Origin of the sequence: Pseudodesulfovibrio indicus (genome assembly GCF_001563225.1) — a bacterium.
GTDB lineage: Bacteria > Desulfobacterota > Desulfovibrionia > Desulfovibrionales > Desulfovibrionaceae > Pseudodesulfovibrio > Pseudodesulfovibrio indicus.
The window spans coordinates 2,352,144-2,371,760 of the sequence record NZ_CP014206.1; the positions used below are offsets into that span (position 1 = coordinate 2,352,144).

A 19,617-nucleotide genomic window follows, 5' to 3' on the forward strand; every position below is an offset into this window, starting at 1 on the left:
CAATGAGCGAAAACGATCGAATCGTCCTGGATGGCCACAAGCTGGCCTGGTACAAAGAGCGCGTGGAAGCGTGGCAGCGCGGCGAGCGCATCGCCCCCATTACCATCGACTGCGCCCTGACCCGGAAGTGCGGCTACCGTTGCGTCTACTGCTACGGCCAGTTGCAGGCCAATGACGAGCAGCACATGACACGCGACGTCATCTTCCGCTTCCTCGACGATTGCGCCGAGATCGGCGTCAAGGGCGTGAGCTTCGTCAGCGACGGCGAGTCCACCTGCAGCCCGCACCTCTACGACGCCATCATCCACGGCCACGAGAACGGGTTGAGCATGGCCCTGGGCACCAACGGCTACCTGCTTCAGGACGAACGGCTCATCGACATCCTGCCCCGCCTGACCTACCTGCGCTTCAATATCTCCGCAGGGAGGCGAAGCGGTATGCCGAGATTCACGGCTGCGCCGAGAAGTGCTTCCACAAGGTCTGCGAGACCATGCGCAAGGCCGTTGCCCTGAAGAAGGAGCACGGCTTCGACGTGACCATCGGCACCCAGATGGTCCTCATGCCGGAGTTCAAGGACCAGATCATGCCCTTGAGCGAGCTGGGCCGCGAGCTGGGCGTGGATTACCTGGTCATCAAGCACTGCTCGGACGACGAGGACCACTCTCTGGGCGTGCAGTACGACAAGTACGAGGAACTGACCGACCTGCTCAGGCAGGCCGAGGCCCTGAGCACGGACACTTACATGGTCCGCGCCAAGTGGTCCAAGATCCTGTCCGGCGGCACGCGCAACTACAGCCGCTGCTACGGCCCGCCGTTCATCATCCAGTTTTCGGGCTCCGGCCTGGTCGCGCCCTGCGGCATGCTCTTCAATTCCAAGTACAAGAAGTACCACATCGGGAACATCGCCGAGACTCCGTTCAAGGAGCTGTGGCAGTCCGACCGGTATTGGGAGGTCATGGACCTCATCAGTTCGGAGAAGTTTGACGCCAAGACCATGTGCGGCTCGCTTTGCCTGCAGCACAAGGTCAACGAATACCTTTACGGCATCAAGGAGCTGGGCAACGAGCTGACGGACCCCGCCGGGGAACCGCCCATGCACCTCAGTTTCATCTAGGCTTCCTTGGGCGCGGAGCCGGGGAAACGGGAAGGGGCGACCGCGTGAGCGCTGGGCGCAGGCTGCACGGCGGCCTGCCCCGGACGGGTGCGGCGCCGGTCCGGAACCTCCTGCGGCCGAGCGGCGGTGTCCCGTGGTCCATGGGCATGGACGTCCGCCGCGTAAGACTCGACCTGTCCAAGGCCGCCGGGCCGCAAACGGAGAACCGGTCATGAACGAACGCCATTGCATCCTCTGCGGCCGTCAGGCCTTTTCCCTGAAGGTCGTCAATTCCTACAATATCTCGAAGTGCACGGGGTGTGGCCTGGAATACGCCGACCCTATGCCCACGCAGGCTCAGTTGGCCGCGTTTTACGGCGACTACGCCGATTTCCGGGCGCGAACCGAGGTCACGCGGCGCAATGCCGAACGCAATCTGGACGGTCTGCTGGACAAGGGATACGTCGGCCCGCAGAGCCGCATCCTGGATTTCGGCTGCGGCGGCAACCAGTTCGTCGCCGCCTGCCGGGAGCGGGGCCTGGGCCGGAGTTACGGGTTCGACCGGTACGTGTTCCCGGACGGGGACGATCTGCTGGTTTCGCTCGAGGACGCGGAGCGGGGGGGCTGGGATCTGATCTGCCTGTGGGGCGTGCTGGAGCATCTGGTGGACCCCGTAACCACCCTGCGGGAGTTGCGGGGAATGCTGGCCGAAAACGGACGCATCGTCTGCACGACCGTCTGCACCGAGATGCGGATTCCCTTTCAGTACAAGCCGCCGGAGCACACCCTCTATTTCAGCCGCGCTTCCTTCGGGGAGCTGGCCCGGGCTTCGGGCCTGGAGTTGGTCTGCGTGGAGGACTACTTCATGGAGCAGGACGCGGACGTGTATCTGTCCATCCTGCTGCGGACCATGCCGGACGCGTACAAGGCGCGGGTGAGCCATTCCCTGCCGAAGTTCGTGGAAGTGCCGACCAACGAGGTGGTCGCGGTCTTCGGTCGGTAGCCGGGGATCAATCCAGCCAGTGCGGGGCGTCGCGCAGGAACTGCGTGCCGACCCGGGCCACGTACACCCGTTCCGGGTATCGCCGGCGGTATTTTTCCCAGAACCGCTCCTGCAGCGCCTCGTCCTCCGGGGTCGAACGCCAGGTTCCGTCCAGCCGCTGCTCCATCTCCCGCACCGCGGCCAGGATTTCCTCCGGGCTGTTGTCCAGCACCTGAACGCCCGCCTCCACGATGTCCTTGTAATTGTACATGCCCAGCGCAGGCGTATCCAGGACCTCGGAGAGCGTCAGGAACCGCTCTTCGCGGGTGGACCAGTAGTGCTTGAGGATGGTCAGGTTGCGGCTTCCCCAAGTGGTGATCATCGTCGGGGGGATCATGTTCACCCACAGGGTGGGGCGGCGGAAGCACTGCGCAGCCACCGTATCCGGGCCGGTGGCGCAGGTGATGTAGAAATGGCAGCGTCCGGCCAGGTAGATGTCCATCAGCGGTGTCGTCTTGCCGGAGAAAGGGTAATCAATGAAATTCGGGTCGCTCCAGGCGACCTTTTTTTCGGCCGTCGAGCCCGCCCGGACCACCGTGAACCGTTCGGCCATGTGCTTGAAGGCGGGGATGTAGGTGTCGATGTCGGTGTTGCGGAACTCGTAGTGGGTGTTGTCCTCATGGGGATTGTGTTCCAGGAGGTACTTGTAGTCGCGGCCGAGGACCGGGACGAAGGGACGATCCGGGGCCATGCCGAGCTGTTCCGCCTGCCGTTTGGCCTCAGCCTCCTCGGCCGGGGTGAAGTTGATGTGTTGTTCGGTCTTCTCCATGAAGTTCTCGAAGTCAAAGGTCCCCATCCGTTCTTCCTGGCGGGAGATCACGCCCAGGCCGCCGAGTTTGTGACAGACGTCGAACAGGGGCAGAAAAATCTGGTGGATGGGCAGGACCCGCTTCCACATGTCGAGCAGGGCCGGGTTGCAGGGGATATCGCGGTGGACATAGACTCGGAATTCCCTGGGAAGCCTGTCCATATCAATGAGGCTGCAGAAGAGTTCGGTGTTGGCGCCGAAGTGACCTATGCGGTCCACGCGCAAGGTGTAGATTTTGAACGGGATCGGGGAAACGAGGTTGAACAGGGCGGCCAGCAGGGCGAACGGCAGGTACAGGGGCCAGGTTATGACTCGGAACCATTTGAGCTTGATTCGATAGTGCGGCTGTTTCGTCATCGCTTATGAATCCTGTGTTTCTTCGTTTGCGTGTGTCAGGGTGCTCGCCTTCATGCCTGATGTTGCGAAGACAAGCAATCCCATCAGCGTGGGGGGGATGAAGTTGTAGGCGCGGACCGTCAGGGCGATGGCCAGGGCGTCGGTCTTGGCCATGCCGCTGTAGGCCAGGATGGCCACCATGGCCCCTTCGGTCATGCCGATGCCGCCAGGCAGGCCGGGAATGGTCAGCCCGAGATAGACCGCGCCGTAGATTCCCAGCACCTGCGCCGGGGTCAGGTCCATGCCCATCAGCCAGATGGGGATCAGCCCCAGATAGGCGAAGTTGCAGAACCACAGGAGCACCGTGGATCCGAGCGGCCTGAGCATGGTCCGTCCCTGCATGGCCTGGCGGATGGCGGCCGTGCCCTGGCGGACCGAACGGCGCAGCCGCTCGCTGGGGATTCGGGCCGGCTCCAGTCCCTGGGGCGGGATGCGCCGGGCCATGAGGATGAGCACCGCCCAGCACAGGAGCACGGCCAGGGTCAGGGGCAGGCCGTAGAGTCCCAGGCCGAAGACCACCGCCGCGACCAGCCCGGTCAGGGCCAGGATGTTCACGTCCAGGAACCGCTCCAGAAAGATGATGCCCATGGATTGGGAGAATCCCAGCACCGACTTGCGCTTGAAGTAGACCGCCTTGGCGAACTCGCCCAGCTTGGCGGGCAGGACGTTGTTGACGGCCACGGCCAGCAGGGTGCCGAGCATGCCCAGCGCGGTGGTGATGCGCCCTTCGGACAACTGGCTCAACCGCAGCCCCATGAGCACGTAGATGGGCAGGGTGGTGGCCAGGACCGCCAGCGCCTTGAGCGGGGAGTAGTGCGAAAACGTCTCGGCCAACGAAGGCCAGTCCACATCCGTGAAGAGGTAGAACAGGCAGGCGGCCAGCACGGCCAGTTGCAGCAGGATGAACAGGATTCGCGTTTTCATGGCATGGGTTCCGGCGTTCCGGATGCAGGCATATACCTATGCTTTTCAGCGGTATTTGGCAAATGGCCGGAGCACGAAAAAGGGGGTTGCGACGGCCGCCGCAACCCCCGTGTGATCAGGGATGATCCATCTAGAGGATCTGGCTCAGGAAGAGCTTGGTCCGGTCGTTCTGGGGGTTGGTGAAGAAGTGTTCAGGGGTGCCTACTTCGACGATCTTGCCCTCGTCCATGAAGACCACCTGGTCGGCCACTTCGCGGGCAAAGCCCATCTCGTGGGTGACCACGACCATGGTCATGCCTTCGCGGGCCAGGGTCTTCATGACGTCCAGGACCTCGCCGACCATTTCGGGGTCGAGCGCCGAGGTCGGCTCGTCGAAGAGCATGACCTTGGGGTTCATGGCCAGGGCGCGGGCGATGGCCACGCGCTGCTGCTGGCCGCCGGACAGCTGGCCGGGGTAGTTGTCGGCCTTGGCGTGGATGCCGACCTTGTTGAGCAGGGTCATGGCCGTTTCCGCCGATTCCTTCCTGCCCCGCTTGCGCACCGAGGTCTGGCCCACGGTGACGTTTTCCAGCACGGTCAGGTGCGGGAAGAGGTTGAAGGACTGGAAGACCATGCCCACCTCCATGCGCACCTTGTTGATGTTGGTCTTGGGGTTCAGGACGTCCACGCCGTCGATCATGATGTGGCCCGAGTCGGCCTTCTCCAGCCGGTTCAGGCAGCGCAGGAAGGTGGACTTGCCGGACCCGGACGGGCCGATGACCACGACCACCTCGCCGGGATTGACGTGGTAGGAGACGTCGTGCAGGGCCTGCACCTCGTGGGGGACGAAGAAGGTCTTGTAGATGTGTTGTACGTCGATCATGGCTAGGCCTCCGCAGTCCGCTTTTCAAGGTATTGGACGAACATGGACAGCGTGAAGGTGATGACCAGGTACATCAGGGCGCAGACGAACCACAGTTCGTAGGGCATCAGGCTGGTGGTCACCGCCTCGCGCGTGGCCTTGGTCAGTTCGGGGATGGCGATGACGCCGAGCAGCGAGGAGTCCTTGATCAGGCTGATGAACTGGCCCGCCAGCGGGGGCAGGATGCGCTTGAACGCCTGGGGCAGGATGATCTTGACCATGGCCTTGGACTTGGTCATGCCCAGGGACCGGGCGGCTTCCATCTGGCCCCTGTGGATGGACTGGATGCCCGCTCGGACGATCTCGGCCACATAGGCCCCGGCGAAGATGGCCAGGGACGCGACGCCGAACCACAGCGAGGGAACCTGCGGCAGCCCGGACAGCGCCAGGAGATTGTTGATGATGGTGCCGAGCACGAAGTACCACATGATGATCTGGACCAGCAGCGGGGTGCCCCGGATCAGTTCGATGTAGGTGATGGCGGACCATTTCAGGAATGGGTTCTGCGAAACGCGGGCCAGGCCGGTGAACAGGCCGAGCAGGATGCCGAGGATGATGGAAACGAAACTGACCTCGACGGTGATCAGCAGGCCATGCATGAGCATGCCCATTTTCCCTTCCTGGTACGTCCCGATGGTGTCGCCCATGTACAGGGTGTCGCCCTTGTCGACCAGGATGTTCGATCCGGGGACGGTGTAGAACTCCGAGGTGCCGCCGCCTTCGACGATGACCACGGATTCGCCGCCCTTGTGGGAGATAGAGGCGACTTCGCCTTCGATCTGGGCGGTCACCTTGACGGTGTCGACGTAGTAGAAATATTGGGGAATCCGGTTCCATCGCCAGATGTAATTGGTCTGGGTCGTGGCCCAGTAGAAGCCGAAGCAGACGGCGATGAGCGACACCGCGTACACGGCCTTCCATATGGTATTCTTGTCGACCCCTTTTCGGGGGACGACCTTCTTCGTATCAGTCATTGCTTACTCGATGGGATTGGTGCGCGAAAAAAACCGGGGGCCGCTTTACGCGACCCCCGGATGATCGATCTGTGCCTACTGGATGTCGGCGTACCAGTCGTTGGAGCCGAACCACTTGTTGTAGATACGCTCGTAACGGCCGTCATTGCGGATCTGAACGATGAAGTTGTTCAGCCAGTTCAGGAAGTCCGGATCACCCTTGTTGATGGCCCAGCCCAGGGGCTCGTAGGTGAAGGGCTCGTTCAGGAACTTCATGCCGGCTTCCTTGCCGCGCTGGGCGAAGAAGATGGAGGTCATGGGCAGGTCGTAGACGGTGGCGTCGGCCTTGCCGTTCAGGGTTTCCAGCATGGCCTGGTCTTCCATCTCGAAGGACTTGTAGGTGGCCTTGGGGAAGAGGCGCTTGGCAGCCTGCTCGCCGGTGGTGCCGAGCTTGGAGGTGATGACCACGCCCTCGTTGTTCAGGTCCTTCCAGGTCTGGATCTTGTCCGCGGACTGGGCGGCGATCAGGGCGGTCTGGCCGACGACGATGTACGGGTTGGCGAAGTTGACCTTCAGGTTGCGCTCCTGGTTGATGGTCATGCCGGAGGCGATGAGGTCATACTTGTCGGAGAGCAGGCCGGGGATGATGCCGTCCCAGGCGGTGTTGACGATTTCGAGCTTCACGCCCATGGCCTTGGCCATCTCTGTGACCATGTCCACGTCGAAGCCGACGACGGTGCCTTTCTTGTCGGTCATCTCGAAGGGCATGTAGCCGGCTTCGAGACCCACGCGCAGGGTGCCGCGCTGGACGATCTTTTCCAGGGTGGAAGCCTTCTGCAGTTCCAGGCGGACGTTCACGTCCTGCTTGGGAGCCTCAGCCTGCTGCGCGGGCTGCTGGCTGCAGGCAAAAAGAAAAATCAGGGTGCTAAGAGCAGCAACGAGGGCAATAATCCGTTTCATCCTTTCCTCCAGTGAAACTAGGTTGGTTGGTATCCGCTGTCCTGGTCCCGTCCGGGTAAACGGCCCCAGGGCTTAGGGTTCATTGTATCAGTCGCCCGGATTGAACGATTTTGTTCACAGAGCGACAGTCTTCCTTATCCCCAATGCCTAGAAATTTCAAGGGAGTTCTCATTTGTCCCCGGTTGCCGATTTTCCGGTTGAGGGTGAACGTTTTGCGCGGCTTTCTTTGGAATGCCGAATTTTAGTCGGCTTTTGAGCGGTAAATTTCCATTGACGCAGTGGAGAATTCGGCTTTGGCCGAAAGATTTCCGGCCAAACCCGCGGGAAAAAAATATTATCATTTTTATCGCGCGCACATCCTGGTAAGGTTTCAAGAAAAATCGGCGGGACACCCCCCGCTGCGGAGAAGAACGATGCCGACCGAGAACATATTGCTCGTCGAAGACGACCCCCTGGCGCAGTTGGACATAAAGGCGGCCCTCAAGCGGGCCGGATACGGCATCATGGCCCAGACCTCGACCGGGGAAGAGGCAATCGAGCTTGCGGACAGGCTGCAGCCCGACGTGGTGCTCATGGACGTGCACCTGGAAGGGGAGATGGACGGCCTGGAGGCGGCCAGCGAGATCCGCCGCCGGTTCGACATCCCGATCATCTTTCTGACCGTGGCCGTGGACGACGAGACCCTGCACTGGGCCAAGATTTCCGGTCCGTTCGGCTACCTGGTCAAGCCTGTGGACAACAACGAGCTGCGGTCGGCCATCGAGGTGGGGCTCTACCGGCACCAGATGGAGCGGGAGCTGCGCAAGGCGACCCGCGCGGCCGAGGCGGCCAACCGGGCCAAGACCTCGTTTCTGGCCACGGTGAGCCACGAACTGCGCACCCCCATGAACGGCGTGCTCGGCATGACCGAGCTGCTGCTCATGTCCGACCTGGAGGACCCGTACCGGGAGAGCGTCCAACTGATCAAGGAATCCTCCATGGCCCTGCTGTCGGTGCTCAACCAGATCATCGACTACTCCCGGCTGGAGACCAGCCAGCTTCGGCTGCGGACCATCGATTTCCGCCTGGAGGACATGATCTCAGGGGTTCTGTCCCAGCACCAGCGGGCGGCCAAGGCAAAGGGCGTGACCCTCAAGTACACCCTGGACCCGGCCATTCCCGGCTGGCTGCGCGGGGATTCGGCCAAGCTGCGCCAGGTGCTCGGCAACCTGCTGAGCAACGCCGTGAAGTACACCGTCACCGGGCAGATTCTGGTGGACGTCTCGCCCGCAACCAGCGGTGAAGTGCGCATCGGCCCCGAGGAGGGGCTGGCGGTGCAGATGCTGGTGCAGGACACGGGCATCGGCATTCCCAAGGACAAGCTCCACGAGATCTTCGAGAGCTTCAAGCAGGCCGAGGACCATTTGTGCCACACCACCGGCGGGCTGGGGCTGGGACTGGCCATCGTCAGCCGCATCGTGGCCTTCCTGGAAGGCTCGGTGCGCTGTTCCAGCATCGAGGGGCAGGGCAGCACCTTCTCGGTCATCGTTCCCCTGGAATACAGCCGGTACGAGCAGAAGTCGCCCTCGACCCTGGTCCTGGGCGAGGATTCGCCGCTGAAGGGAATTTCTGTCCTGGTGGCCGAGGACGACCTGGTCAACCAGCGCTACCTGGTGCGGCTGCTCGAAAAGATGGGCTGCAAGACGGTTCTGGTCGAAGACGGTGAACAGGCCGTGGAAACCCTCAAGGAACAGCGGTTCGACCTGGTGCTCATGGACGTGGAGATGCCGCGCATGAACGGGCTGGAGGCCACCCGGCTGATCCGCAGGCCGGAGACCGGCTGTCTCGATCCCAAGGTGCCGGTCGTGGCGCTGACCGCGCGGGCCATGTGGGGCGACGAGCAGCGGTGCATCCACGCGGGGATGGACGATTACGTTTCCAAGCCGGTTGACATTGACACCGTGGCCGCAATCATACAATCAACTCTGGAGAAGGCATAAGTTCAACGATTGCCAAGGCCTTCCACGGAGACCGACTGCAAATGAGCGACATGAAACAACCGACCCCGATGCTCAACGGCGGCATCTACAAGGTCTTTTTGATCATCCTGCTGCTGTTCTCGCTCTATCTGGGATTTGCCCTGGTGGAGCCGTTCATGCACACCATGATCTTCTCCACCGTCCTGGCCGTGCTCTTCACGCCGGTCTTCAACTGGGCGTTGAAACTCGTCGGGGGGCGACGGGCCGTGGCCTCGGCCATGACCGTGGGAATCATCGTCTTCGCGCTGCTCCTGCCCATGACCTTCCTGTTCATGGCTCTGATCAGCCAGGGCGTGGACTCCCTGGTCTCCCTGAACGCCTGGATCGCCCAGGGGGCGTACAAGCCGTTCGTGAGCATGGAGGCCCTGGATCACTATCTGTCCGTGCTCCACGAGCAACTGCCGTTCCTGCGCCTCGACGAGGTGCAGCTCCAGGCCAGCGTGCTCCAGTATTCCCGCGAGTTCGCGCAGTCCATGCTCTCCTTCGGCACCCAGCTGGCCCGCAACGGGGCCAAGATGATCCTGCACTTCCTGCTTATGGTCTTCATCCTGTTCTACTTCCTGCGCGACGGGACCAAGATGGTGGCCTACATCAAGCATCTCTCGCCCCTGCGTCCCAAGCAGGAGGACTACATCATCGACAGCCTCAAGCGGGTGGCGCGCGGCGTGCTCATGGGCTGCCTGCTGGTGGCCGTGCTCCAGGGGTTCGCGGGCGGCATAGGGCTGGCCATAGCCGGCATCCCGGCCTTTTTCTGGGGCGGCATGATGGCCCTTTCCTCGCTCATTCCGGTGCTCGGCACCGGTCTGGTCTGGGCCCCTGCCGTGGGCTACCTGTTCCTCTCCGGCGAGTGGAAGATGGCCCTGTTCCTGGCGCTGTGGTGCGGTATCTTCGTGGTCGGCATCGACACCATCCTGCGACCCATCTTCATGCGCGAGGCCGCGCGGGTCTCGACCTTCTACATCTTCATCGCCATCCTCGGCGGCATCTACTCCTTCGGCATGCTCGGCATCTTTTATGGCCCGCTCATTCTCAGCTTCGTGATGGTCATGCTCCAGATCTACCTGGATGAATACGCCGAGGATCTGGACGACCACGAAGAGGCGTGCTGATGATGCAGCGAACGATCGCCTTTTTGTGCCTGGCCCTCCTGCTGCTCGGTGCGGGTTGCGGCCCGGAGACCCCGCGCCCCCTACCCGTGCCCGAGGAGCCAACCTATGTGCCCGTGGACCGGGACGACGCCGAGGATCTGGCGGCCCTGTTGTCGCCCGGGTCGCAGGGGCTCTGCTCCTGGTCGGACCTGCGGCCCGGCATCGAGCAAAACCTGCGCTACATCCGCACCCGGCCGGGCGACGCGGTCTGCGTCAGGCAGCCGGGGCTGCTCCTGACCTGGAGCCAGCTCGAGGCCTCGGTCTCCGAACTGCTCGCCACCCTGGACGAACTGGACGGCGACCCGGAACTGCTGGCCGAGCGGTTCCAGTGGTTCAAGCTGGAGCCGGGGACCCTGCTGACCGGGTACTACGAGCCGTGGCTGGCCGCCTCGCTGACCCCGGACGAGACCCACAAGTATCCGCTCTACGGCGTTCCCGACGACCTCAAGGTCATCGACCTGGGCCGCTTCCATCCTCGCTGGGCCGGGCAGAAGCTGGTCTACCGGGTGGACGGCGACGGGATCGAGCCGTACCACGACCGCGCGGCCATCGACGGCGCCGGCGCGCTGGACGGGCAGGGCAGCGAGATAGCCTGGGCCGCCGACCCGGTGGACGTGTTCTTTCTCCAGGTCCAGGGCTCGGGCCGGCTGGACCTGCCCGACGGCAGCTACAAGCACATCCTCTACGACGGCAAGAACGGGCTGCAATACGTCTCCATCGGCCGCGTGCTGATCGAGAAGGGGTTCGTGCCCAAGGAGGAGATGTCCATGCAGCGCATCCGCTCCTTCCTGGACGAGAACCCGGACGTGGCCCGGGATATCCTGTTCGCCAACCCCAGCTATGTCTTTTTCCGGCTCTCGGACGAGGGGCCGTTCGGGTCCATCGGCTCCATCCTGACCCCGCGCGTCAGCGTGGCCGTGGACCGGCGCATGATCCCCCTGGGGAGCGTCGTGGCGCTCAAGACGGCGCTCATGGACTATGCCGAAGGGGAGTCCAAGCCGTTCTTCTCCCTGGTCCTGGCCCAGGACACGGGCGGGGCGATCCAGGACACGCGCGTGGACCTGTTCTGCGGCACGGGCGTGGAGGCCGAGACCCTGGCGGGCCATCTCCAGGAGCGCGCCGAGGTCTATATGCCGATCTCCAGGCGGGTCCTGGATTCCCTGCCGAACAATTTGGAATAATAAAGCAATATCGAACCCCGAAAAGGAGGTTTCCGATGCAATACGTGGCGCTGTTTGAAGAGGACAGACGTGGTTTCTCCGTGACTTTCCCGGATTTTCCGGACTGCACGACCTTTGGCGAGGACCTGGACGAGGCCGTGGACAATGCCCACGAAGCCCTGGCCATGTTCGCCGAAGAGCTGATTGAGGCGGGTCAACTCCTGCCCACCCCGACAAACAAGAAGGATTTGCTCGCCCAACCCGAAAACAAGGGGAAAAAGGGCATCAATATCTCGGTTGAAGGGGACGGAAGTGATTTCGAGGAGTTCGAAATGGTCATGCACGTTCATCTTCTGGCCCGAATCGAGAAGTATTGCCGCGAGTATGGGGTTTCACCGGCCGATTTTTTGGCCGCTGCGGCGAGATTGGCGATTAAAACAGATGTTTTTGCCGATTAGGCCTCCCGATTCCACCATTTCGTAGCCCCTTTTCACACATATTCACTTTGGGGTGAGAATTAAATTCTCCTGTCATTTTTGACTATTAGGAGGCCTTGTCGGTTGCCTGAAAGTTGTGATTTACATAATTGTCAAAAGTTATTAATCTGTTGGGGTTGCAGGTTCCCCGGTTTTGTTTTACGTTCCGGTTACGCGATTCGTATGTATTCCTTATACAATGTGACGATGACCAGCTCATTGTAAGTTGCATAAATGTGAAAAGTCTGAGCCGAACAGCCTGCGGCGATCGATCCGAAGATCGGTCCGCAGGCTTTTTTGCCCCTGCCGACCAGCGGAGACTTTTCCATCCCGGCGGCCCGGCCAGCCCGGTCGCCACGGATATGGTCGCCGCCTGCGGGCGGGGCCGCAACGGACCTTTAACCGTGGAGTGAATCGAGACCATGTGCCGTTTATTCGCGCTCACAAGCCGTGACCCCGTGTCGCCCATGCGAGCCATCGACGCCCTCAACGTCATGAAGGAGGGCCACGACGGCTCCGGCGTGGGACTGTTCCTTTCCGGTCTGGGCGGACCGTGGGAGGAGCTCAAGGAGTACCCCATCCTTTCCGGAATCTTTACCGAGGACGGGTTGGTGCAGGTGTTCGACTATATGGCGAAGAAAGGATTCCAATCCAAATTCTCCGTGACCTTCAAGCCCGACATCGAACCGCCTGTCGGTACCCCCAAGCGCGGCACCTACGCCTCCATCGCCTACAAGGTGCCTGACGACTGGAAGGGACTGACGAAGGAACAGGCGGACCGCAACCTGGTCCAGACGCGCCTGAACCTGCGCGCCATGGGCGAGGAGGGCGGGGACATTATGGTCTTCTCCTTCTGGCCCGACACCATCATGATAAAGGAAGTGGGCGACCCGCTGGCCATCGCCGAGTACCTCAAGCTCGACCGCGAGGAGCTCTACGCGCGCCACATCCTGGCCCAGGGGCGGCAGAATACCAACTACGCCATCAACCTCTATGCCTGCCATCCCTTCTTCATCGAGGGCATCTCGACCATGACCAACGGCGAGAACACCGCCTTCGTGCCCATCCGCGAGTACCTCATGTCGCGCGGGGTCACCGGGTACCAGGGCTACCAGTCCGATTCCGAGGTCTTCACCCACATCGCCCACTTTGCCACCCGGAAGCTCGGCCTGGACATCAGCTCCTACAAGCACGTCATCACCCCCATGAACGACGAGGAGATGGCCGACCATCCGGACCGCGAGTTCCTGGTCAGCCTCAAGCGCTCCTGCCGCAAGCTGATCATCGACGGCCCCAACTGCGTCATCGGCTGTCTGCCCGACGGCTCCATGTTCATGGCCCAGGATCGCAAGAAGCTCCGGCCCGGCGTGGTCGGCGGCAACCCCGAGCTCGGCATCTACGGATTCTCCTCCGAGATCTGCGGGCTCAACGCCGCCATCCCCGACCGCGACAGGACCAAGGATTTTCAACCCATGCATCTCGACACGGCGATCGTCGGACCCGATTGCCGGGAGGTTCTCCAATGCTCTCAGAAAGACCCATTACGCCTTCGACACTAAGCCGCAAGGACCTGCCCTGGCAGATCAAGTGGGACATCAACACCTGCACCAAGTGCGGGCGGTGTACCTCGGTCTGCCCGGTCAACGCCATCGAGCTGGGCGTGTTCCGCAAGCGGGACGTGAAGCCGCCCATGGGGCTGTCGGCCAAGCCGACCACGGAATTCTCCACCTTCTACGGCATCCGCCAGCGGACCGACCCGGCCTACGCCTGCATCGGCTGCGCCATGTGCAACATGGTCTGCCCGAACAACGCCATCGAACCGACCCGCCAGTACGACTCCACCACGCTCCAGTTCCAGAACAACCGGGGCGGGCAGCCCCGGACGCGCGGCGGCCGGAGGAACAATTCCGAATCCCTGCTGGACCAGCTCAAGTTCATCCGCATCTCCATGCTCACCGACCCCGCTCTTGACGCGGGCCGCCACGAGTTCGAGATGCGCACCCTGCTGGGCCGCGTGCTCTCGCCCGAGGCCGAGTTGCAGTGTTTCCGCGACAACGGCTGGAAACCGCCGGTCCGCGAAATCTATCCCCTGGTCATCGGCGGCATGTCCTTCGGCGCGCTCTCCCCGAACATGTGGGAAGGCCTCCAGATGGGCGTGGCCTACCTGAACGAGGAGCTGAACATGCCGGTGCGCATGTGCACGGGCGAGGGCGGCTGTCCGCCGCGCCTGCTGCGCTCCCGGTTCCTCAAGTACGTCATTCTCCAGATCGCCTCGGGCTACTTCGGCTGGGATGAGATCATCCACGCCATCCCGGACATGAAGGAAGACCCCTGCGCCATCGAGATCAAGTACGGCCAGGGCGCCAAGCCCGGCGACGGCGGCCTGCTCATGTGGTACAAGGTGAACAAGCTCATCGCCGCCATCCGCGGCGTGCCCAAGGGCGTGTCCCTGCCCAGCCCGCCGACCCATCAGACCAAGTACTCCATCGAGGAGGCCGTGGCCAAGATGATCCAGTCCATGTCCATGGCCTGGGGCTTCCGCGTGCCGGTCTACCCGAAGATATCCGCCTCCTCCACCTCCCTGGCCGTGCTCAACAACCTGGTCCGCAACCCCTATGCGGCGGGCCTGGCCATCGACGGCGAGGACGGCGGCACCGGCGCGGCCTACAACGTTTCCATGAACCACATGGGCCATCCCATCGCCTCCAACCTGCGCGACTGCTACAAGGCGCTCTGCGTGGCCGGAGCCCAGAACGAGATCCCGCTCATCGCTGGCGGCGGCATCGGCAAGCACGGCAATCTGGCCGCCAACGCGGGCGCGCTGATCATGCTCGGCGCATCCATGGTCCAGATAGGCAAGTACGTCATGCAGGCGGGCGCGGGCTGTCTCGGCTCCGAAAAGGACCGCTGCAACGTCTGCAACATCGGCGTCTGCCCCAAGGGCATCACCTCCCAGGACCCGAGGGTCTACCGCCGCCTCGACCCCGAAAAGGTCGCCGAGAGGGTGGTGGACTTCTACCTGAGCTTCGACACGGAACTGCGCAAGGTGTTCGCACCGCTCGGCCGGTCCACGTCCCTGCCCGTCGGCATGTCCGACGCGCTGGGCATCTCGGACAAGGACGCGGCGGACCGGCTGGACATCAAGTACGTCATCTAATCAGAGCTTCAGGACATATCGGAGTACACAATGGCAAAGAAAATACAGCGCATAGACGGACACGAGAACGGTGTCCGCGTGGAGTCCCGCATCCTGGAGGAGCGCATCCAAAGCGCCGTCCGGCAGGGCGGGCGCAGGCTCGAGGTCGACGCCATGGGCCAGCACGGCATCGGCGGCCGCCTCTGGATTTCCAAGGATGAGCCGATCTCCGTGACCATCACCGGCTCCCCGGGCCAGCGCATCGGCTCCAAGGGGTTCCCCGGGACCACCATCGAAGTCCTCGGACCCGCGTCCGACGACGTGGGCTGGCTCAACGCGGGCGCGGAGATCATCGTCCAGGGCAACGCCGCCAACGGCGTGTGCAACGCCATGGCCCAGGGCAAGGTCTTCATCGCGGGCAACATCGGCTCGCGCGGCATGACCATGACCAAGACCAACCCCCGGTTCGACCCGCCCCAGCTCTGGGTGCTCGGTTCCGTGGGCGACTACTTCGCCGAGTTCATGGCCGGGGGCACCGCCGTGGTCTGCGGCGTGGAGGCCCAGAATCCCAAGAACGTCCTCGGCTACCGTCCCTGCGTGGGCATGGTCGGCGGCCGCATCTTCGTGCGCGGCCCCATCGACGGCTTCTCCCAGGCCGACGCCATGATGGAGCCCATCGACGACGAATCCTGGGGTTGGCTGACCGAGAACGTCGAACAGTTCCTCAAGAAAATCAAACGCTCGCGCCTCCTGAAGCGGCTCACCCGCCGCGAGGAGTGGCAGCTCATCCGGGCCAAGACCCCGTTCGAGAAGAAGGGCAAGGTGCGCCGCGCCATGCACGACTTCCGGGTCAACGTCTGGGACGCGGAGCTGGGCCGGGGCGGCATCATCGGCGATTTGACCGATCTCGACCGCTCGCCCATCCCGCTCATCGTGCACGGCGACCTGCGCCGCAAGGTGCCTGTCTGGGAAAACCGCAAGTACATGGCCCCGTGCCAATCCAGCTGTCCCACCGGCATGCCGGTGCAGAAGCGCTGGCAGCTGGTCCGAGACGGGCTGGTGGACGAGGCCGTTGATCTGGCCCTGGCCTACACCCCGTTCCCGGCCACGGTCTGCGGCTATCTCTGCCCGAACCTGTGCATGCAGGGGTGCACCCGCACCACCCAGCAGGGCATGGCCGCCGTGGACATCACCAAGCTCGGCCGCGAGGGACACAAGTCCAAGGCTCCGGCGCTGCCGCCCCTGTCGGGCAAGCGCGTAGCCGTCATCGGCGGCGGCCCGGCGGGCATCTCCGTGGCCTGGCAGATCCGCATGAAGGGGCACGAGGCCGTTGTCTACGACATGGCCAAGACCCTGGGCGGCAAGATCACCTCGGCCATCCCCTACAGCCGCGTACCCAAGGAGGTCGTGGAAAAGGAAGTCGAGCGCGCCGCCAAGGTCATCCCCCACGTCCATCTGCAGCAGCAGCTCAAGGCCAAGGAGTTCGAGGCCCTGCGCGACGAATACGACTTCGTGATCCTGGCCGTGGGCGCGCAGAAACCGCGCGTCATCCCGGTTCCGGGCCATGAGCGCATCTATCCGGCCCTGACCTTCCTCAAGGATGCCAAGGCCGGAACGGCCAAGATCGGCAAGAAGCTGGTCATCATCGGCGCGGGCAACGTGGGCTGCGACGTGGCCACCGTGGCCGCCGGCGTCGGGGCCGAGGAGATCACCCTCATCGACATCCAGGAACCCGCCTCCTTCGGCAAGGAGCGCAAGGAAGCCGAGGCCGTGGGCGCGCGCTTCAAGTGGCCCTGCTTCACCAAGGAAATCACGGACGAGGGCGTTCTGCTGCAATCCGGCGAACTGCTTGAGGCCGACACGGTCATCATGTCCATCGGCGACCAGCCGGACGTGGACTTCCTGCCCGACAACATCGCCCTGGACCGGGGCCACGTGGTCGTCAATGACGACTACCAAACCACGGATTCCAAGGTCTTCGCCATCGGCGACACCGTCCGGCCCGGCCTGCTGACCCACGCCATCGGCCACGGACGCCGCGCAGCGGAGGTCATCGACGACATCTTCAACAACCGCCGCCCGCGAAGCGACACCCGCGAGATGATCGACTATACCCGCATGACGCTCGAATACTTCGACCCGCGCGTCATCGAATTCAGCGACATGAACCAGTGCGGCGCGGAATGTTCCAGCTGCGGCTCCTGCCGCGACTGTTACATCTGCGATACCCTCTGCCCGCAGAACGCCATCAAGCGCAATGAGCTGCCCGACGGCGGCTTCGAGCGCGTGGTCGACCCGGACAAGTGCATCGCCTGCGGCTTCTGCGCCGACTCCTGCCCCTGCGGCATCTGGGACATGAAAAACCCCGCCCCCATGGAATAACCGCCGGCGGAGCAGTCACCAATAAACAAATGGACCGCGAGGCTTGCCTCGCGGTCCTTTTTTTGCGTTTCCTGCGGTCGGAGGACTGCGGCGAGTTGGGCAATGCAAGGCGCGTGCGCACCTTTCCTTTGCTTGTCGCCGGGCGCCTTCGGCCCGGAATATTCCAGGAGATATCGATCCCGAATCACCGGGGAATCTCCAGCATCTGCTGCAACGTCTGTGTTGATCCATTCGTAGTTCGGCATTTCGCTAAAACAGCAATCGAATATTATAAAAATATTCTGTATTGAAAGGTTTTAGGTCGAAAATTTCACTTCGAAAGGAATTCACTATTTATAAATACGCAAAAAGAAAACTTTGTCTATAGAATTTTTCTATGTAAGTTTTGGAGTAGTCGATGGTCGCTATAATTCAAAGGTAGATATGTAATAATCAGTGTCGAAACAGAGTGTACGCTATGAGAATATAATGGATTTCACTCTTGCATTGTGGTCGTTGGGCTAACATTTAATAGAAATTGGATTGATATTAACCATATTACGGAGAGTGATCATGAAATTATTCGAGCGGGTGTCTGTAAAGCTAGGAACGGCATTTTCCTGCACCATAATACTGTCTATAGTGCTGGGTGTTTTTTCTCTGGTGCGTATGTCTGCAATAAATAGCGACTCGACTATAATGAATGACAACTGGATACCGTCGCTCGTTAACATCAACAAGATTAATACGGCGACATCCGATTTTCGCATCGCCGAGTTGCAGCACACTTTGTCAATGACCGAAAAGAGCATGCAGCGGTTTGAACAGGATATGGATGCCCAGTTGGCGCTCATTGCCGAGGCGGAAAAAAAGTACGTGCCGCTCATCTCTTCCGAAACGGAACAAGCGATGTTCGATCGGTTCATGGAAATGTGGAAGCGCTACATGACGTTGCATGCAAAGTTCCTTGATATGTCCCGCAACAACAGGACGGATGAGGCCAAGGCGCTCCTGCGCGGCGAAGGGCAGGAGCTCTTCGACAAGGCCAGCGCCACGCTCGGTGAACTCATCCAGCTGAACAATGAGGGAGCGAACGAACAGAGCGCGATGGGAGACGCCAATTACGAGAGCGCGAAGTTGTGGGTCATCTGCATCCTGTTGTCGGTGGTCGTCATCAGCGTCATCCTGAGCTTGTTCATAGTCCGGAGCCTTCTCAACCAGCTCGGTGAGGAGCCTGCTCGCCTGGCCGACATTGCCGGGAGGATCGCCGGAGGTGACCTTACGGTGAATCTGAACACCGGAAAGAAATCCGTGGGCGTATTCGCGGCCATGCAGCAAATGGTCGAACAACTGCAGGGAGTCGTCGGCAACATCCTGCAGGCGGCCGACAACGTGGCCGCAGGCAGCGTGCAGATCAGCTCTGCCGCCGAGGAGACGAGCCAGGGTGCGACGGAACAGGCGGCGACCGCCGAGGAAGTGTCCTCCAGCATGGAGGAAATGGTCAGCAATATCGAGCAGAACGCCGATAATGCCCACAAGACGGAGGAGATCGCCCGGCAGAGCGCCCAGGATGCGCGCCAGGGCGGGGAAGCCGTTACCCAGACCGTGGGCGCCATGAAGGAGATTGCCGACAAGATCTCCATCATCGAGGAGATAGCGCGTCAGACGAACCTGCTGGCGCTGAACGCGGCCATTGAGGCGGCCCGCGCCGGCGAGCACGGCAAGGGCTTCGCCGTGGTAGCCGCGGAAGTGCGCAAGTTGGCCGAACGCAGCGGAACCGCGGCGTCCGAGATCAGCGAACTCTCGTCAACGAGCGTGCAGATCGCGGAAAACGCGGGGGCGCTGCTCACTTCGCTGGTCCCCAACATCGAAAAGACGGCTGAACTGGTGCAGGAAATCGCCGCCGCCAGCGCCGAGCAGAACAGCGGCGCCGAACAGATTAGCGCCGCGATCGTCCAGCTCGACACCGTGATCCAGCAGAGCGCCTCCGCTTCGGAGGAGATGGCCTCGGCCAGCGAGGAGCTCTCCGCCCAGGCGCAGGAGATGCAAATGACCATGGAGTTCTTCAAGCTGGCCGACACCCGGAATGCGCCCGGCGCGTCCCGCGTGAAGGTGGCCTCCAAGCCTCGCGCCGCCTTGGCTCAGGGGAGATTGCAGAAGCCCGTCAAGAGCGTGGCCCGGTCCGTTGATCTGAATATGAGCGATGACTCGGAATCGGAATTCGAGCGGTTCTAGGGAGCG

General features: G+C 62.2%; 16 protein-coding genes. 11 read left to right on the top strand and 5 right to left on the bottom strand.

Translation table 11 applies throughout. The features are described from left to right. Nucleotides 1–2: 2 nt before the first annotated feature. The 3 genes from AWY79_RS19120 (at nt 3) to AWY79_RS10425 (ending at nt 2,096) form a co-directional block, all read left to right on the top strand. The gene (locus AWY79_RS19120; RefSeq protein WP_199533813.1) at nt 3–512 is read left to right on the top strand and encodes a radical SAM protein; all 510 of its coding nucleotides are present in this window, start codon (nt 3–5) and stop codon (nt 510–512) included. Next, nucleotides 491–1,114, top strand: coding sequence for a radical SAM/SPASM domain-containing protein (locus tag AWY79_RS19125; RefSeq protein ID WP_199533814.1), 624 nt, complete (start codon nt 491–493; stop codon nt 1,112–1,114). The genes AWY79_RS19120 and AWY79_RS19125 overlap by 22 nt, the downstream gene beginning before the upstream one ends. A 211-nt stretch (nt 1,115–1,325) precedes the next feature. Continuing rightward, nucleotides 1,326–2,096, top strand: a complete 771-nt coding sequence (locus AWY79_RS10425) for a class I SAM-dependent methyltransferase (RefSeq protein ID WP_066803336.1) — start codon at nt 1,326–1,328, stop codon at nt 2,094–2,096. A gap of 7 nt (nt 2,097–2,103) precedes the next feature. Here the strand turns inward: AWY79_RS10425 and AWY79_RS10430 are convergent, their stop codons facing one another. From AWY79_RS10430 to AWY79_RS10450, 5 genes are all read right to left on the bottom strand, one after another. Then, nucleotides 2,104–3,300, bottom strand: a complete 1,197-nt coding sequence (locus AWY79_RS10430) for a TIGR04372 family glycosyltransferase (protein WP_066803339.1) — start codon at nt 3,298–3,300, stop codon at nt 2,104–2,106. A 3-nt stretch (nt 3,301–3,303) separates the two neighbouring features. Further along, nucleotides 3,304–4,263: a lysylphosphatidylglycerol synthase transmembrane domain-containing protein gene (locus AWY79_RS10435; protein ID WP_066803342.1), complete on the bottom strand. Its 960-nt coding sequence runs from the start codon at nt 4,261–4,263 to the stop codon at nt 3,304–3,306. 130 nt (nt 4,264–4,393) lie between these two features. Continuing rightward, nucleotides 4,394–5,125, bottom strand: a complete 732-nt coding sequence (locus tag AWY79_RS10440; RefSeq protein ID WP_066803344.1) for an amino acid ABC transporter ATP-binding protein — start codon at nt 5,123–5,125, stop codon at nt 4,394–4,396. Between the two features lie 2 nt (nt 5,126–5,127). Further along, complete coding sequence (locus tag AWY79_RS10445) at nt 5,128–6,138, bottom strand: amino acid ABC transporter permease (RefSeq protein ID WP_066803346.1); 1,011 nt, start codon at nt 6,136–6,138, stop codon at nt 5,128–5,130. Nucleotides 6,139–6,213: 75 nt separating this feature from the next. Further along, nucleotides 6,214–7,077, bottom strand: coding sequence for a transporter substrate-binding domain-containing protein (locus AWY79_RS10450; RefSeq protein ID WP_066803349.1), 864 nt, complete (start codon nt 7,075–7,077; stop codon nt 6,214–6,216). Between the two features lie 413 nt (nt 7,078–7,490). On the opposite strand from AWY79_RS10450, the gene AWY79_RS10455 reads away from it, so the two are divergent. The 8 genes from AWY79_RS10455 to AWY79_RS10490 all read left to right on the top strand — a co-directional run bounded on the left by AWY79_RS10455 (nt 7,491) and on the right by AWY79_RS10490 (nt 19,611). Continuing rightward, nucleotides 7,491–9,056 carry a hybrid sensor histidine kinase/response regulator gene (locus tag AWY79_RS10455; protein ID WP_066803352.1) on the top strand — a complete coding sequence of 522 codons (1,566 nt, stop codon included), beginning with the start codon at nt 7,491–7,493 and terminating at the stop codon, nt 9,054–9,056. A 41-nt stretch (nt 9,057–9,097) separates the two neighbouring features. Next, nucleotides 9,098–10,204, top strand: coding sequence for an AI-2E family transporter (locus AWY79_RS10460; RefSeq protein WP_066803355.1), 1,107 nt, complete (start codon nt 9,098–9,100; stop codon nt 10,202–10,204). Then, entirely contained in the window at nt 10,204–11,424 is a 1,221-nt protein-coding gene (gene mltA, locus AWY79_RS10465) for a murein transglycosylase A (RefSeq protein WP_066803359.1), read from the top strand. Before AWY79_RS10460 ends, mltA begins: the two co-directional genes overlap by 1 nt. A gap of 35 nt (nt 11,425–11,459) precedes the next feature. Then, nucleotides 11,460–11,861: a type II toxin-antitoxin system HicB family antitoxin gene (locus AWY79_RS10470; protein ID WP_066803362.1), complete on the top strand. Its 402-nt coding sequence runs from the start codon at nt 11,460–11,462 to the stop codon at nt 11,859–11,861. A gap of 440 nt (nt 11,862–12,301) precedes the next feature. Next, the gene (locus AWY79_RS10475) at nt 12,302–13,438 is read left to right on the top strand and encodes a class II glutamine amidotransferase domain-containing protein (RefSeq protein WP_066803365.1); all 1,137 of its coding nucleotides are present in this window, start codon (nt 12,302–12,304) and stop codon (nt 13,436–13,438) included. Then, nucleotides 13,402–15,036, top strand: a complete 1,635-nt coding sequence (locus AWY79_RS10480) for a glutamate synthase-related protein (RefSeq protein WP_066803368.1) — start codon at nt 13,402–13,404, stop codon at nt 15,034–15,036. The genes AWY79_RS10475 and AWY79_RS10480 overlap by 37 nt, the downstream gene beginning before the upstream one ends. A 30-nt stretch (nt 15,037–15,066) precedes the next feature. Beyond that, complete coding sequence (locus tag AWY79_RS10485; RefSeq protein WP_066803371.1) at nt 15,067–17,397, top strand: FAD-dependent oxidoreductase; 2,331 nt, start codon at nt 15,067–15,069, stop codon at nt 17,395–17,397. A gap of 552 nt (nt 17,398–17,949) precedes the next feature. Then, nucleotides 17,950–19,611, top strand: a complete 1,662-nt coding sequence (locus tag AWY79_RS10490; protein WP_066803374.1) for a methyl-accepting chemotaxis protein — start codon at nt 17,950–17,952, stop codon at nt 19,609–19,611. The last annotated feature ends 6 nt before the right edge of the window (nt 19,612–19,617 follow it).

Coding starts and splice junctions, on each gene's coding strand:
- AWY79_RS19120 (WP_199533813.1), top strand. CDS start 3: ATGAGCGAAAACGATCGAATCGTCCTGGATGGCCACAAGCTGGCCTGG.
- AWY79_RS19125 (WP_199533814.1), top strand. CDS start 491: ATGCGCAAGGCCGTTGCCCTGAAGAAGGAGCACGGCTTCGACGTGACC.
- AWY79_RS10425 (WP_066803336.1), top strand. CDS start 1,326: ATGAACGAACGCCATTGCATCCTCTGCGGCCGTCAGGCCTTTTCCCTG.
- AWY79_RS10430 (WP_066803339.1), bottom strand. CDS start 3,300: ATGACGAAACAGCCGCACTATCGAATCAAGCTCAAATGGTTCCGAGTC.
- AWY79_RS10435 (WP_066803342.1), bottom strand. CDS start 4,263: ATGAAAACGCGAATCCTGTTCATCCTGCTGCAACTGGCCGTGCTGGCC.
- AWY79_RS10440 (WP_066803344.1), bottom strand. CDS start 5,125: ATGATCGACGTACAACACATCTACAAGACCTTCTTCGTCCCCCACGAG.
- AWY79_RS10445 (WP_066803346.1), bottom strand. CDS start 6,138: ATGACTGATACGAAGAAGGTCGTCCCCCGAAAAGGGGTCGACAAGAAT.
- AWY79_RS10450 (WP_066803349.1), bottom strand. CDS start 7,077: ATGAAACGGATTATTGCCCTCGTTGCTGCTCTTAGCACCCTGATTTTT.
- AWY79_RS10455 (WP_066803352.1), top strand. CDS start 7,491: ATGCCGACCGAGAACATATTGCTCGTCGAAGACGACCCCCTGGCGCAG.
- AWY79_RS10460 (WP_066803355.1), top strand. CDS start 9,098: ATGAGCGACATGAAACAACCGACCCCGATGCTCAACGGCGGCATCTAC.
- mltA (WP_066803359.1), top strand. CDS start 10,204: ATGATGCAGCGAACGATCGCCTTTTTGTGCCTGGCCCTCCTGCTGCTC.
- AWY79_RS10470 (WP_066803362.1), top strand. CDS start 11,460: ATGCAATACGTGGCGCTGTTTGAAGAGGACAGACGTGGTTTCTCCGTG.
- AWY79_RS10475 (WP_066803365.1), top strand. CDS start 12,302: ATGTGCCGTTTATTCGCGCTCACAAGCCGTGACCCCGTGTCGCCCATG.
- AWY79_RS10480 (WP_066803368.1), top strand. CDS start 13,402: ATGCTCTCAGAAAGACCCATTACGCCTTCGACACTAAGCCGCAAGGAC.
- AWY79_RS10485 (WP_066803371.1), top strand. CDS start 15,067: ATGGCAAAGAAAATACAGCGCATAGACGGACACGAGAACGGTGTCCGC.
- AWY79_RS10490 (WP_066803374.1), top strand. CDS start 17,950: ATGAAATTATTCGAGCGGGTGTCTGTAAAGCTAGGAACGGCATTTTCC.